The sequence below is a fragment of the Pseudomonas sp. B21-047 genome (assembly GCF_024748775.1).
GTDB lineage: Bacteria > Pseudomonadota > Gammaproteobacteria > Pseudomonadales > Pseudomonadaceae > Aquipseudomonas > Aquipseudomonas capeferrum.
Window position 1 is genome coordinate 1,136,922 of sequence record NZ_CP087169.1, and the last position, 13,865, is coordinate 1,150,786.

Consider the following 13,865-nt stretch of genomic DNA (forward strand, 5'->3'; position numbering starts at 1 on the left):
AGAGGCGCACGCGGATGGGCGGCAGACGACAGCAGGGCGCGGCCCTGCTGATGGTAATGGTGGTGTTGGCGATGCTCGCGGCAGGTATGGCCTGGCTGGTGGAGGATGGCCGGCGCCAGGTCGATGAAGTGCGCCTGTTACACCAGCGGGTGCAGGTGCGGGCGATGGAACAGGCCGGCCTGGCCTATGCCGAGCAGGCGCTGCGCGACCCGGCCTGGCGGCTTAGCCCGTTGTTCTGGCAGGCGTTGCGTGGGCAGCCGCTGGACTACGACTTTGGCGCAGGCCAGGCGCAATTGCAGGTACGCGACCAGCATGCCTGCTTCAACGTAAACGCTTTGCTCGGTGCCGACGGTGAACGTGCCGAGCGCCAGTTGCGCCGCCTGCTGGGCGATGACATGGCGGCCGAGCGCCTGGTCGACGGCCTGGCCGACTGGCTCGACAGTGACAGCGATGCGCGTTTGCAGGGGGCCGAGAGTGCCCAGTACCTGCGCCAGCAACCCCCGCGCCTGGCGGCCAATCAAGCGATGCTCGACACCAGCGAGCTGAACCTGCTGCTGGAGCCGGACGCCACGCGCCAGCGCCGCTACCCGATGCTGTGCGCCCTGCCGCAGACCACGGGCTGGCGCTTGAACGCCAATGCCCTGGGGTTGGAGCATCTGCCGTTGCTCGATGCCCTGTATGAGGGGCGGTATCCGCGTTCGCTGCTCAGCCGCATCGTCAGTGGCCGGCCGGCATCAGGCTATGTGGATGCGGCGGCGCTGCGCCAGGCGTTGGGGGCGGTGGATGATGAGACGTTCGAACGGTTGAGCGAAGGGTTGCTGCTCAACAGTGGGCACTTTGTGTTGCAGCTGTCGTTCGAGGAAGAGGGGCGGGTGATGCGCAGCGCGTTTCAGGTCGAGGCGCTGGGGGTGGTGCAGTGGCATGCGCGGGTGCCGGCGCAGCAGGTGCGGGTGAAGAGTCGTGAGCCGATACTCTGGTAAACCTCGCCGGCCTCTTCGCGGGCTTGCCCCGCGAAGAGGCCGGTACAGCCAGCGCGAGGCTGACGGCCCGGCGCCTGGTCAGGCGGTGCCGATCTCCCCGCCATCATCACGCTGAATCACCACGGTCGAAGCCCGCGGCCTTACCGTAGCCCCCGCCGGGGTAGCATCGGTAGCCTTGTCGGTATACGGCCAGTTCTCCGGATGCTGGATGTTCACGAACATCGATTTGTTGTCCGGGCTGAAGGCAATCCCCGTCACCTCGCAGCCGTTCGGCCCAACGAAGAAACGCCGCAGGTCCACCTGGTTCTGCGCGTTGACTGGCACCTGTTTGCCCGTGGCATCCACCAGGTCCGTCGGGATCACCGCCAGCAACTGGTCGTTGGTGTAATCGGTCAGGGTGCTCTCACCGTTGTCGGTCTCGAACCACAACACGCCACGGCTATCGAAACTCATGCCATCGGGGCTGGCGAACTGGTTCAGCTCGGTCAGCCCGGAGCGGTTGATGTCGGCGGTGCCGGCAGCGTTGGCGCCAAACACGAAAATGTCCCAGGTGAAGCTCAGCTGATCGTCGCTGTCGTGCCAGCGGATGATGTGGCCGTGACGGTTCGGGCCACGCGGGTTGGCGGCATCGACTTTTTCCGGGGTGCGCGCGCTGTTGTTGGTCAGGGTCAGGTAGACATCGCCATTGAGCGGGTTGACTGTGGTCCATTCCGGGCGGTCCATCGGGGTCGCGCCCACGGCATCGCCCGCACCGCGAGTGTTGAGGATGATACCCGGCAGGTCACCGTACAGCGCGCCAAGGGTGCTGCCGCCGGTGGTGGCAGTGGCCACGTCGAGCAGCAGCCACACGCCTGTGCCGTCGGCATTGAAGCGGGCCACGTAGAGCTTGCCCTGGTCCATGTACTTGGCCCCGGTGGCCAGGCGGTCGGCTGGGCTTGCGTCGGCGGCGTCCCACACGGCGGTGGAGACGAACTTGTACAGGTACTCGTTGTTCGAGTCGTCGCCCATGTACCACACCAGCGGCTTGCCGGCCACCGGCAGGCCCGGGCAGCAGCCTTCGTGACGGAAGCGCCCCAGCGCCGTCCGCTTAGTCGCCAGGGTGGCGCTGTTGTACGGGTCGATTTCGACGATGTAGCCGTAAGTGCTGGCTTCGTTGCGGTAGTCGTCGGTGGCGCTGGCGCCTTTGACGGTGACGTCGAAACGGGTGAATTCGTCGGCCACTTCGGTGCTGTCACCGGCAGCGCTTTCCCATTTGTACTGGCCGCTGGAGGTGCCCACGCCGATGCGGCGCTGGTCTTCGGGGCGGGTGCCCTTGTTGACGAAGATGCCCGGCCAGTTCTCTTCACAGGTCAGGTAGGTGCCCCATGGGGTGTAGCCGTTGCCGCAGTTGTTGTTGGTGCCGCGGCAGTGGGTGCCGGCGCTGGAGTACTTGGTCTTGACGTGGTCGGTGCCGCGCAGCGGGCCAGTGATTTCCATGCGCGAGGCGGTGGTGAAGCGGCGGTTCAGCGGGTCGTTGTCGACCACCTGCCAGCGCCCGCTGACCTTCTGCAGGCGCACCACGCCAGCGCCGTGGGCGTTGATCTCTTTGCGGATCTCTTCGGCCGGGCGCTTGCCGTTGGCATCGAGGGTCGGGCCAGCCGGGTGCAAGGCGGCAGCATCGATGTACTCGAAGTTGATCGCCAGCAGGCCGTCTTCGGAGCTGCCATTGATCGGGAAGAAGTGCATGCCGTCGTGGTGCATGCCCATGGCATTGGCCTGGTCGGCCGAGGTGTTGCTGCCATCGGACTTCCACGGGCTGGCATTGCTGTTCAGCGGCGTGCCCCAGGGCGCCAGCACGTAGGCGCTGTAGCCTGCGGCGACGACACAGGCATCGGTGCGCGAACCTGGGATGGACTGGAAGCCCAGTGCCAATTTCGGGACTTCCGGTTCGGTAACAGGTGGCTCCGTCACCGGTGGCTCGGTGACAGGATCATCGTGATCGGAACCACCACCGTCGAAGCAGCCTGTCAGGCCGGTACCGGCGATCATGGCGATGGCGGCGCCCAGGCTGCCACGCATGATGCTGCGGCGGCTGAGGTAGGCGTCCATGACGTTGGCCATCGGCATATTGCCGCTGTGGTTCCGGTCCAGGTTGTCGCCGGTATCTCGACTCATCAGGGTGTCCTTATGTTTGGCTGAGTTGAAGGAAACCGCGACTTTAGAGCGCAAGTGTGATGATTCCTTGGCAGAAATGTTAACGAGTGCTTAAAACTGTCGGTTCTTAGATATGTGTCCGACAGATCAATTTGGAATTGCTGTCGGATTTCTGCCATCAAACTGTCATGCGAACGCCGCAACATCCGGGCCCAACGTGAACGTGGATAAGGATGGCGGGTTCGATGGCAAGCAGTGTTAACAGGCGCGAAGTGATCAGCTGGATGGGTGTCGGTGCCTTGGCACCGTTGCTCGGCGCCTGTTCCGCCTTGCCGGGGCCGCGCGGTGGCAATGCCCGCCTGGACTTGCTCTATGTCGCCGACACCCTCGATGCCCGCCAACCCGGCCGGGCTGTGGTCCCGGCGACGCGCCTGGGGCCGGTCAGCCACCTCGGGCGTGCGCCGTGGATGACCGGTGCCAGCGCCAGCATCGCCTTTCCGCAACTGGCGCCACTGCTCGATGCCGGCCGGGCCGACGAGGCCAACCTGGGTGGCTATGCCGTACTCGGCGCATTGCTGGAGCAACTGCGTGGCGAGGCCGGTGCAGGCAACAGCCTGACCCTGGAGAACGGCCAAGGTTGGAATGGCAGCGGCCTGGCCTACCTGACCCAGGGTGAAAGTGGCGTGCAAGGCAGCCAACTGCTGGGCAGCGAAGCGCGGGTCAGCAGTGACGAGCGCGTGCTCTGGCCACAGCGCAGCGCAGCACTCTACCGCCAGGCGTCCGCCACTACGCTTGGCGCCGGGCTCGCTGACGAACAACGCCAGGCCCTTGGGCTCGAACCCCTGCAGCTGTTCGAACGGGGCGGCGCGCGCATTGCCGTGGTCGGTGTCACCGACCCTTACGCGCAAGACCAGAAAGCCTCCCTCAAACAGTGGTATCAGGCCTTGCTGCCGGTTTTCCAACAGGCCCGGCGCGAGGCCGACCTGGTGGTGGCCCTGGCCGATGTCGGTACCGGGCCGGGGCTGTGGCTGGCTGAACGGCTGTCGGCCATCGACCTGTTACTGTGCGCACGTGGCCAGGACCTGTGGCCAACACCGGTGCAGGCCACCCAGGCCAGCGGCCGCCGCGTGCCGGTGCTGTTCGCCGGCTGCCGGGGCAGCGGTGCGTTTCGCTTGCGCTGCCAGCAGGTGGCGGGGCAATGGCAGTTCGAGGGGCGCTTCTTCCCGACGTTCGAACAGACGCTTTCACCGGCAGCGCAGGTGCGTGCCGGGCAATTGCAGGCGCAGTTGAACCAACAGCGCGCCGGCCACGCGGCGTGGCTCGATCAACCGCTGGCCCGCGCGCCCCAGGCGCTGTGGCGGCGTGACACCCGTGGCGGCAGCTGGGACCGCCTGCTGCATCAGGCTTTGGCCGATGACGGCAGCCTGCCGGTGTTGCTGCCGGGCCTGCGTTACGACTGCCCGTTGGCGGCGGGTACAGCGATTACCCGTGAGCACCTGATCAGCCTGACCGGCGGTTACCCGGCCCCGGTGGTCGAGGCTCCGGCCCGGCAGGTCGAACAAGTGCTGGAAAATGCCGCGGAACAGCTGTTTGGCGACCCGTTGCTGCTGGACAACAGCCAGGACCTGCCGCGCTGGCAGGGCCAGGCCTGGCAAGTCAGCTACAGCCCCCAGGGCAAACGCATCAGCGGCTTGCAGCCGAGCGAGGGGTTGTGCCGCACGTTTGGCCTGCAGTTCGCGTCGCAGGCCGGCGAGCCGCTCTGGCAGCGGGTAGAGGCCTGGCTGGCACGGCAGGCGCCTGACTGGCAACTGACAGCGCTGCAATGGCCCGAAGTGCGCTATGTGCAGGGCCACCCAGGCTGGCACCCCCGGCAGATGGCTTCGTGAGCTTCGCTTCGCGGCTGATCACCGGTGGCTGCCTGACCCTGGCCGGCTGGCTCGCTGCACAGTGCGTGTTGCAACTGGGCCGCCAGCCACAGCCGGCCAGCCGCTCGCCGGCCACCGAGACGCAACTGCCGGGGTTGATGGTCGGCCACTGGCAGGCACCCGTCGACGACGGCGCGATCGTCATCACCCGTTTGCCCCTGCACTACCTCGGTGGCCTCAAGGCCCAGCCGTTGTCGGCCAGCGTGGTGGTGCTGCGTTATGAACAGCAAGTGCGCACCCTGGCCCGCGGCCAGCGCCTGGCACCGGGGATCGTGCTGCAGGACATCGACAGCGATGGCCTGATTTTCAATAACCAGGGGCGGCGTGAACGCCTGCCCTGGCCGCCACGCCCCGCCGTGACCGGCCTCAAGCGGCAAGGATGAACGATGCCTGTTAAATACTGCATGGCGGCTGCACTGAGCCTGGCCTTGGCCGTGGGCCTGCCGGTTGCGAGCGCCGAGGAGCCGGTGTTCGATGACGACGGCACGCCGATGTACGAGGTGAACTTCGTCGACACCGAGCTGGGTGAATTCATCGACAGCGTGTCGCGCATCACCGGTACCACGTTCATCGTCGACCCGCGGGTCAAGGGCAAGGTCACCGTGCGCACCGTCGACCTGCACGACGCCGATGCCATCTATGACATCTTCCTCGCCCAACTGCGCGCCCAGGGCTACGCCACCGTCGACCTGCCCAATGGCAGCGTGAAGATCGTCCCCGACCAGGCGGCGCGCCTGGAGCCGGTGCCGGTGGAGCCTGCCGGGCAGCAGGGCGAAGGCAGCGACAGCGTGGCGACCCGGGTATTCAATGTGCGCAACGCCGCCACCGAGCAGGTGCTTGGCATACTCAAGCCATTGATCGACCCACGGGTTGGGGTGATCACCCCGTACCCGGCGGCGCACCAGTTGGTTGTCACCGACTGGCGCAGCAACCTCGAACGCATCGCCAGCCTGCTGCATCAGCTCGACCGCCCCAGCGAGACGGCGGGCAGCAGCAGTACCCAAGTCATCTACCTGCGGCACGCCACGGCCAGTGAAGTGGTCAAGGTGCTGCGCGGGCTCAGCCAGGAAGGCATGGCGCCGGCAGAAGGCGTGGCCGAGGGCGAAGCCAAGGACCGGCCGGTGATGGCCGCCCCCGGTGGCTCGGGCATTCGCCTGGAATACGAAGAGGGCACCAACGCTGTAGTCATGGTCGGCCCCGACAGCGAGCTGGCCGCCTACCGTGCCATCGTCGAGCAGCTGGATATCCGCCGTGCCCAGGTGGTGGTCGAGGCGATCATCGCCGAGGTGTCCGACAGCAGTGCCCAGGAGCTGGGTGTGCAGTGGCTGTTCGCCGACGAGAAGTTCGGTGCCGGTATCGTCAACTTCGGCAGCAACGGGGTGAACATCGCCAACATCGCCGGTGCTGCCGCCAGCGAAGACACCGAGGCACTGGGCAAGCTGTTGTCTGCCACCGCCGGGGCCACTGCCGGCATCGGCCACTTCGGCGGCGGTTTCAACTTCGCCATGCTGGTCAATGCGCTCAAGGGCAAGAGCGGCTTCAACTTGCTGTCCACGCCAACCTTGCTGACCCTGGACAACGCCGAGGCGTCGATCCTGGTTGGCCAGGAAGTGCCCTTCGTCACCGGCTCGGTGACGCAGAACAACGCCAACCCTTACCAGACCATCGAGCGCAAGGAGGTCGGGGTCAAGCTGCGGATCAAACCGCAGATCAACATCGACAACAGCGTGCGCCTGGACATCGTCCAGGAGGTCTCGTCGATTGCCGACTCCAGCGCTGCCAGTGATGTGATCACCAACAAGCGTGAGATCAAGACCAAGGTCATGGTCGAAGACAATGGCCTGGTGATTCTGGGCGGCCTGATCAGCGACGAGCTGAGTACCAGCAACCAGCGCGTACCGCTGCTGGGTGACATCCCCTACCTGGGCCGCCTGTTCCGTTCCGACGCCAGCAAGAACACCAAACAGAACCTGATGGTCTTCATTCGCCCGCGCATCCTGCGCGATGGGCCGAGCCTGGCCGGGCTCAGCGAAGGCAAGTACCGCACCCTGCAGCAGACCACCCCGCTGCAGTTGCCGGACCTTGCCGGTGCTGAAGGCGCCACGCCGCTGCTGCAGGTGTTCCCCGCCAGCCGGGCGCGCCTGGACGGCGGTAACTGGTGATGCTGCCCTATCGGCTGGCACGCCAGGCAGGCCTGGCCATGACCCCCGCGCAAGACGGCTGGCAATTGTGGCTGCGCCGCGACGCTGACAGCGAGGTGTTGCAGGAGCTGCTGCGGGTGCATGGCCAGCCCGGTGCGCTGGCCTACCTGGAGCCCGCAGCATTCGACGAACAACTGGCACAGCTGTATCAGGGCGGCGATGCGGCCACCGCAGCGCTGATCGAAGGTATCGGCGACCAGGTTGACCTGGACAGCCTGATGAGCGAGATGCCGCGCATCGAGGACTTGCTCGAAAGCGATGACGAGGCGCCGGTGATCCGCCTGATAAACGGGCTGTTCGGCCAGGCCTTGCGCCTGCGTGCCTCGGATATCCATATCGAGACCTTCGAACAGAGCCTGGTGGTGCGCCTGCGGGTCGACGGCCACCTGCGCGAGGTGCTGCGCCCGCCGCGGGCGCTGTCGGCGATGCTGGTGTCACGCATCAAGGTCATGGCGCGGCTGGACATCGCCGAGAAACGCCAGCCCCAGGATGGCCGCATCACCTTGCGGGCGGCAGGGCGCGAGGTCGATGTGCGGGTCTCGACGCTGCCGGGCATTCACGGTGAACGGGTGGTGATGCGCGTGCTCGACAAGCAGGCCAGCCTGCTGGCGCTGGACAACCTGGGCATGCCGGCCGCCGTGCTGCAAGGCCTGCGCAGTTGCCTGGCGCGGCCCAATGGCATCGTGCTGTCCACCGGCCCCACCGGCTCGGGCAAGACCACCACGCTGTACGCCAGCCTCAACAGCCTCAACGATGGCAGCCGCAACATCCTCACCGTCGAAGACCCGGTGGAGTACGCCATCGCCGGCATCGGCCAGACGGCCATCAACCCACGCGCCGGGCTGACCTTTGCCAGTGGCCTGCGCGCCATCCTGCGCCAGGACCCGGATGTGATCATGCTCGGCGAAATCCGTGACCAGGAAACCGCACAGATAGCTGTGCAAGCCAGCCTCACCGGCCACCTGGTGCTCTCGACCCTGCACACCAACAGCGCAGTGGGGGCAGTGACCCGCCTGCGTGACATGGGCATCGAACCCTTTCTGATCGCGTCGTGCCTGCGCGGTGTGCTGGCGCAGCGCCTGGTGCGGCGGCTGTGCCAGTGTGCGGTGGCGCAGCCGCTGCAAACCGCCGAACGTGACTTGTGGCCCGAGCTGTGTGCGCTGGGCAGCAGTTACCACGCCGTCGGTTGCGAGCACTGCCAGGGCAGTGGCTATGTCGGGCGCCTGGGCCTGTACGAGTTCATCGAGCTGGACGCCGGCCTGATCGCGCTGCTGTACGACGGCGCCAGTGAGCAAGCCATGCAGGATTACCTGGCCGACCGTCGGCGCAGCCTGGTAGCCATGGCCAGCGATTGCCTGGCGCGTGGCGAGACCAGCCTGGCCGAAGTGCTGCGCGTGGTGCAGGGCTGAGCCATGCCGACCTATCGTTATCAAGCCGTCGACCTGGCCGGCAAGACCCACAAGGCCAGCCTGCAGGCCGACAGCGAGCGCCATGCGCGCCAGCTGTTGCGTGACCAGGGCCTGTTCGCCCGCCAGTTGCAGCGCCACGAGGCAGGCGTGCGGCAACCCCGCCGCCAGCGCCTGAGCCGTGCGCAACTGTGCGAACTGACCCGCCAGTTGGCGACCTTGACCGGCGCGGGCATCCCCTTGGTCGACGCCCTGGCCACCCTCGAACGGCAATTGCGCCAGCCTGCTTTGCACAGCGTGCTGGTGGCCTTGCGCGGTTCGCTCGCTGAAGGCCTGGGGCTGGCGCGCAGCCTGGCCCGCCAGGGGGCGCCGTTCAGCGGCCTGTACTGTGCACTGGTCGAGGCCGGTGAGCGCTCCGGGCGCCTGGCCCAGGTGCTCACGCGCCTGGCCGATCACCTGGAGCAGGTGCAACGCCAGCAGCACAAGGCGCGTACTGCATTGATCTACCCCTGTGTGCTGATGGGGGTGTCGCTTGCCGTGGTGATCGGCCTGATGACCTTCGTGGTGCCCAAGCTCACCGAGCAGTTTGCCCACGCCGGGCAGAGCCTGCCGTTGATAACCGCCTTGCTGATCGGCCTGAGCCAGGGGCTGGTGCACGCCGGGCCCTGGTTGCTGGGCCTGGCGATGCTGCTGACGCTGCTCGGTGGCTGGCTGCTGCGCAAGCCGCACTGGTGCCTGCGCCGTGATGAGTTGCTGTTGCGCCTGCCGCGTGTGGGCGGCCTGTTGCAGGTGCTGGAAAGCGCGCGGCTGGCACGTAGCCTGGCGATTCTCAGCAGCAGCGGCGTGGCCCTGCTCGAAGCCCTGCAGGTGGCCACCGAGACAGTTTCCAATCGGCGTATCCGCCTGGCCATGGAGCAGGTGCGCCAGCAGGTGCAGGGCGGCACCAGCCTGCACCGCGCGCTGGATGCCTGCCAACAGTTTCCGCCGTTGCTGGTGAACATGGTCGGCAGCGGCGAGGCCAGCGGCACCCTGGCCGACATGCTGGAACGGGTGGCGGACGACCAGGAGCGCGGTTTCGCCCGCCAGGTGGACACCGCCATGGCGCTTTTCGAACCGCTGATGATCCTGGTGATGGGCGCCGTGGTGCTGTTCATCGTGCTGGCGGTGCTGCTGCCGATCATGCAACTCAACCAGGGCCTGCAATTGTGAACACAAGGAGTACTTCCATGCAGCATCGTCGTAACCGTCAGCGTGGCTTCACCCTCATGGAGATCATGGTGGTGATCTTCATCATCGGCCTGTTGATCGCCGTGGTCGCACCCAGTGTGCTGGGCAACCAGGACAAGGCCATGCGGCAGAAGGTCATGGCAGACCTGGCCACACTCGAACAGGCGCTGGACATGTACCGGCTGGATAACCTGCGTTTTCCCAGTAACGAGCAAGGCTTGGCTGCGCTGGTGAAAAAGCCCGAGCAGGCGCCGCTGCCGCGTGCCTGGCGCAGCGATGGCTATGTGCGCCGCCTGCCGCAAGACCCATGGGGGACGCCGTACCAGTACCGCATGCCTGGCGAGCATGGGCGCGTTGATGTCTATTCGCTGGGTGCCGATGGTGTGCCTGGCGGCGAAGGGCAGGATGCCGACCTGGGTAACTGGGCGCTGTAAGGGTGCGCCGTGAACAAGGCTTCAGCCTGATCGAATTGCTGGTGGTGCTGGCCATCGCCGGGTTGATGTCCAGCCTGGCCGTGGCCTGGCTCGACAGCGGCAAGACGAATGTCGACCAAGCCCTGCAACGCCTGGCGGCCGAAACCCGGACCCAGGCGGCCCTGGCCCGCCATGCCGGGCAGTTGCGCGGGTTGCGCTGGACTGGCCAGCGGCCGGAGTTTGTCCGCCGCGAGGGCGACGCCTGGGTGGTCGAGACCGTCGCGCTCGGCGACTGGCCCAAGGGCCTGCGCCCGGACTGGCCCGCCAGCGCGCAGCCGCATCTTCTGTTCACGCCGCAAGGCTGGGCTCAGCCGGGCTCGGTGCGCTGGCACTGGGCCAAAGGCAGCCAGCAATGGGCCTGGCGCAGCGATGGCAAGCTACAGCTGGCGCCACTGCCATGAAGCGCCAGCAGCGCGGTTTCACTCTGCTGGAAGTGACCGTGGCCCTGGCGATTGCCGCCGTGCTGGCGGTGATCACCAGCCAGGTCCTGCGCCAGCGCCTGGCGGTGCAGGACAACCTGCAGCAGCACCGCCTTGGCCTGCTGTGCGCGCGCGAGCTGCAAGCCCGTTTCGTCGTCGAACAGTACTGGCCGACCAGCAACCAGGTGGGCGGCCAACTGAGCCAGGGCGGCCAGCTGTGCCATTGGCAGATGCGATTGCGCCGCACCGGCGTGCGTGACCTGCGCCGGGGCGAACTGCAGGTGTTCGGCGACCGCGACCAGCGGCTGCCGCTTGGCCAATACAGTGTTTTTCTGGAGCGCCCATGAAGCGGCATCAGGCAGGCCTTACCCTGATCGAACTGATGGTCGCGCTGGCCCTGACCGCGCTGCTCGGCATCATGCTGGCGGCATTGGTCAACGGCTGGCTGAAGGTGCGTGAGCGGTTGCAGGTGAGCAGCCAGCAAACCTCGGTGCTGGATTTTTGCCTGGCGCTGGAGCGGCGCCTCGACAGCCCGGTGCTGCGCCGGGTGTACGAACAGCGTCTGCCCTTGGCCAGCCGCTGGTTCGATTGGCAACCCGCGAACGGCCAACTGCTGTGGGTGGCTGCCACCGGCCTGCCTGAAGCTGAAGGCGGGTCGCGCCTACAGCGCCAGCGCTTGCGCTTCGAGGCGCGCGAGCAGCGTGTGTTGCTGGAGAGTTCGGCCGACCTGTATGCCGCGACTGCTGCGCGCTGGGTGTTGCGCGAGCAACTTGAAGGGGTGAGCAAGGTGAACGTTTTGTATCACCAGGGCGGCCGCTGGCAACCCTGGCCTTCCGATCAACCGGCGCACCCCGGCCGTGGTGTGCGCCTGGAGCTGCAGCGTGATGGAGCACCGTATGTCTGCACTTTCGTTATTCCCTGGGGGCGTTCATGAAGGTTGATTGGCGTCGACGTTCGCCGGCCCGGCCTTGGCTGTTGTTGCGCCCAGGCAGCCCTTGGGACTGGCTGCTGGTCGAGGGCGGTATCGCGCAGCGCCAGGGGCAGGGCGAGCCCCCGGAGAACCTGCAGGCGCGGGTGGCGTTGATCGTGCCTGCCGAGCACTGCAGCCACTTCCAGTTGCCCGCACCGCCGGGGCTCAGGCGTGAAGAATGGCCATTGTTGCTTGAAGACCGCTTGCTGCAGAGCGCGGATGAGGTGGTGTGTGGATGTTTGGGCCGTGAAGCCGGGCAGGTGCGGCTACTGACCGTGGCACGTCAGCATCTGGAGGGCTGGCGCGGGCAGTGTGTGGAATGGGGGGTGTCGGTCGAGTGTTGCTGGGCCGAATTTCAGTTGCTGCCTGTTCCTGAGGCGGGTGTGGCCTGGTGTTGGCAGAAGCCGGGCGGGTTCAGCTTGATGAAGGGGCTGAGCGAAGGCGCGGGCGAACGCTGGCTGGCCTGGCCTGATGCGCTGGGCGATGTGCGGGTCGAACCCTGGCCGCAACTGCGCAGGGTGCCGCTCGAGGGGCGCTGGCCCGACGAGTTGGCGCCGCTCGACAGCCTGCCTGGCCTGTTCGAGCAGCGGCGAACTCGCACCTTTGTTGGCCCCTCGCGAGCACAGCGTCAGCTGCTTGCCGCCTGCCTGCTGCTGGCCTGCACCTGGGGCGGCCTGTGGTTGGCCCAGCAATGGCGCCATGTGCAGCTCTGGCAAGCCCAGGTGCTTGCCGTGACCGGCGAGCAGGCAGGGCCGCGGCAGGCGGCGCAGGTGCTCAAGCGCCTGCGCGAAGCCGAACTGCAACAGCAATTGCGTGTGCGTCAGTTGGCAGACTTGCAGGGGCGCTTGCAGGCCTGGTTGCAAGCGCATCCCGGCTGGCGCCTGCAAGCCGTGCGCTTCGACGGCCAGCGCTGGCATGTGCGCGTGGAGGGGGAGGGGGCCGCACCGCCCTGGGGCGAGATGGCCAGTGCTGTTGGGGCACAGGTGCAAGTGAACGGGGATGCATCGTCGACCCGTGTGGTTTTCGACCTGGAGGTGGCGACATGAACCGGGACTGGGTTCAGCGCCATCGCCTGGCACTGGCCGGGGGGCTGATTGCGCTGCTGTCGAGCGTGCTGGTTGTACGCGAAGGACTGGCGCAATGGCACGCGCTTGGCCAATGGCGGGGGTTGGCGCAGGCGGCGGCAGGTTTGCAGGGGGGCGCGCCGCTGAGCTTGGAGCGTCTGCACCAGTCGGCGCAAGCGCGGCGCATCGAGTTGCAGGAGGTGGTCGCACAGGGTGAGACCTGGCACATGCAGGGGCAGGTGGCCGATGAGCAGGCCCTGCTGGGCTGGGTCGTTTCGCTGCAGAGCGAGGGCGCGCAACCGTTGCAGTGGGGGTTGGAGCACGCCCCCAACGGCCTGCGTTTTGACCTGGTGCTGCGGCCATGAGCCGGGGCAGCGTGGCGTGGCTGCTGTGGGTGTTTGTCCTGACCTTGCTGGTGGAGCTGCCGGCCAGTTGGCTGGTGCGTGGGTTCGGCCTGCCGGCAACGGGAGTGAGCGGCAGCTTGTGGCAGGGGCAGGCGACACAGCTTGGGCCGTTCGGGCCATTGCAGTGGGCCGTGCAGCCCTGGCGTTTGCAGGGCCAAGGGGCATTGGGCTTTCAGGGGCAGGCCTGGCAGGTGCGGGTTGAAGGCTGGCCTTGGCGTTGGCGCCTTGACGTTCAGCCCACAGCGGCGCAGGTGACTGTGCCTGCGGCCTATCGCCTGGTTGGGCAATGGCAGGGTACGCTGCGGGTGCACGGTGCGGGGCGGCGATGCCAGGCTGCCGAGGGGCGTATCAGTGTCACGGACCTGGCGCTGAGTGAGCCCTGGTCGTTGGGGTTAGGGCAGGGATGGCTCGAGGTGCAGTGCCGAGGTGGTTGGCATGTGCTGGGGCAGTTGGCGCAGCAGGGGCAGCATCAGTTGCAGGTGGATGCGCACCTGCTGGGGCGACAGGCCCAGGTCACCCTCGCGTTGCAGCCCGATGCCGCCCTGACGCCGCTGCTGCGCGGTGCGCAATGGCTGGGGCCAGAGGCGACAGCGGGGCAGCGGCTGATCAGGTGGTAATCACTTGAGTGAGGTCGCGGCCATTGATAGATCGCTATCTTACTGA

At 66.9% G+C, this 13,865-nt stretch carries 14 protein-coding genes; 13 read left to right on the plus strand and 1 reads right to left on the minus strand.

Annotation, left to right across the window (positions count from 1 at the left end):
- Positions 1-14: 14 nt before the first annotated feature.
- On the plus strand, positions 15-980 hold the full coding sequence (gene gspK, locus LOY26_RS05200; protein ID WP_186654269.1) for a type II secretion system minor pseudopilin GspK: 966 nt from the start codon (positions 15-17) through the stop codon (positions 978-980).
- 78 nt (positions 981-1,058) lie between these two features.
- On the opposite strand, the gene LOY26_RS05205 is transcribed toward gspK, so the two are convergent.
- Complete coding sequence (locus tag LOY26_RS05205) at positions 1,059-3,134, minus strand: PhoX family phosphatase (RefSeq protein WP_033700991.1); 2,076 nt, start codon at positions 3,132-3,134, stop codon at positions 1,059-1,061.
- A gap of 224 nt (positions 3,135-3,358) precedes the next feature.
- Between LOY26_RS05205 and LOY26_RS05210 the strand changes: the two genes are divergently transcribed.
- Genes LOY26_RS05210 through LOY26_RS05265 form a run of 12 tightly spaced genes read left to right on the plus strand, consistent with a single transcriptional unit; the run spans position 3,359 to position 13,819 of the window.
- The gene (locus LOY26_RS05210) at positions 3,359-4,999 is read left to right on the plus strand and encodes a lipoprotein UxpA (protein WP_258714466.1); all 1,641 of its coding nucleotides are present in this window, start codon (positions 3,359-3,361) and stop codon (positions 4,997-4,999) included.
- The gene (locus LOY26_RS05215) at positions 4,996-5,421 is read left to right on the plus strand and encodes a pilus assembly protein PilZ (RefSeq protein WP_095064066.1); all 426 of its coding nucleotides are present in this window, start codon (positions 4,996-4,998) and stop codon (positions 5,419-5,421) included. Before LOY26_RS05210 ends, LOY26_RS05215 begins: the two co-directional genes overlap by 4 nt.
- 21 nt (positions 5,422-5,442) lie before the next feature.
- Positions 5,443-7,200, plus strand: a complete 1,758-nt coding sequence (gene gspD / locus LOY26_RS05220) for a type II secretion system secretin GspD (protein ID WP_186663049.1) — start codon at positions 5,443-5,445, stop codon at positions 7,198-7,200.
- Positions 7,200-8,648: a GspE/PulE family protein gene (locus LOY26_RS05225; RefSeq protein ID WP_186654287.1), complete on the plus strand. Its 1,449-nt coding sequence runs from the start codon at positions 7,200-7,202 to the stop codon at positions 8,646-8,648. The genes gspD and LOY26_RS05225 overlap by 1 nt, the downstream gene beginning before the upstream one ends.
- Before the next feature lie 3 nt (positions 8,649-8,651).
- Complete coding sequence (gene gspF, locus LOY26_RS05230; RefSeq protein WP_186654290.1) at positions 8,652-9,854, plus strand: type II secretion system inner membrane protein GspF; 1,203 nt, start codon at positions 8,652-8,654, stop codon at positions 9,852-9,854.
- A gap of 17 nt (positions 9,855-9,871) precedes the next feature.
- Positions 9,872-10,306: a type II secretion system major pseudopilin GspG gene (gene gspG, locus LOY26_RS05235; RefSeq protein WP_033700983.1), complete on the plus strand. Its 435-nt coding sequence runs from the start codon at positions 9,872-9,874 to the stop codon at positions 10,304-10,306.
- 2 nt (positions 10,307-10,308) lie between these two features.
- Positions 10,309-10,746, plus strand: coding sequence for a type II secretion system minor pseudopilin GspH (gspH, locus tag LOY26_RS05240; protein ID WP_258714467.1), 438 nt, complete (start codon positions 10,309-10,311; stop codon positions 10,744-10,746).
- A complete protein-coding gene (locus tag LOY26_RS05245; RefSeq protein ID WP_186654303.1) occupies positions 10,743-11,111 on the plus strand; it encodes a type II secretion system protein GspI in 369 nt (122 codons plus the stop codon). The genes gspH and LOY26_RS05245 overlap by 4 nt, the downstream gene beginning before the upstream one ends.
- Positions 11,108-11,698, plus strand: a complete 591-nt coding sequence (locus LOY26_RS05250; protein WP_186654307.1) for a type II secretion system protein — start codon at positions 11,108-11,110, stop codon at positions 11,696-11,698. Before LOY26_RS05245 ends, LOY26_RS05250 begins: the two co-directional genes overlap by 4 nt.
- Positions 11,695-12,780, plus strand: coding sequence for a GspL/Epsl periplasmic domain-containing protein (locus LOY26_RS05255; protein ID WP_258714468.1), 1,086 nt, complete (start codon positions 11,695-11,697; stop codon positions 12,778-12,780). Before LOY26_RS05250 ends, LOY26_RS05255 begins: the two co-directional genes overlap by 4 nt.
- A complete protein-coding gene (gspM, locus tag LOY26_RS05260) occupies positions 12,777-13,163 on the plus strand; it encodes a type II secretion system protein GspM (RefSeq protein WP_186654313.1) in 387 nt (128 codons plus the stop codon). The genes LOY26_RS05255 and gspM overlap by 4 nt, the downstream gene beginning before the upstream one ends.
- Positions 13,160-13,819 carry a general secretion pathway protein GspN gene (locus tag LOY26_RS05265; protein ID WP_186654316.1) on the plus strand — a complete coding sequence of 220 codons (660 nt, stop codon included), beginning with the start codon at positions 13,160-13,162 and terminating at the stop codon, positions 13,817-13,819. The genes gspM and LOY26_RS05265 overlap by 4 nt, the downstream gene beginning before the upstream one ends.
- The last annotated feature ends 46 nt before the right edge of the window (positions 13,820-13,865 follow it).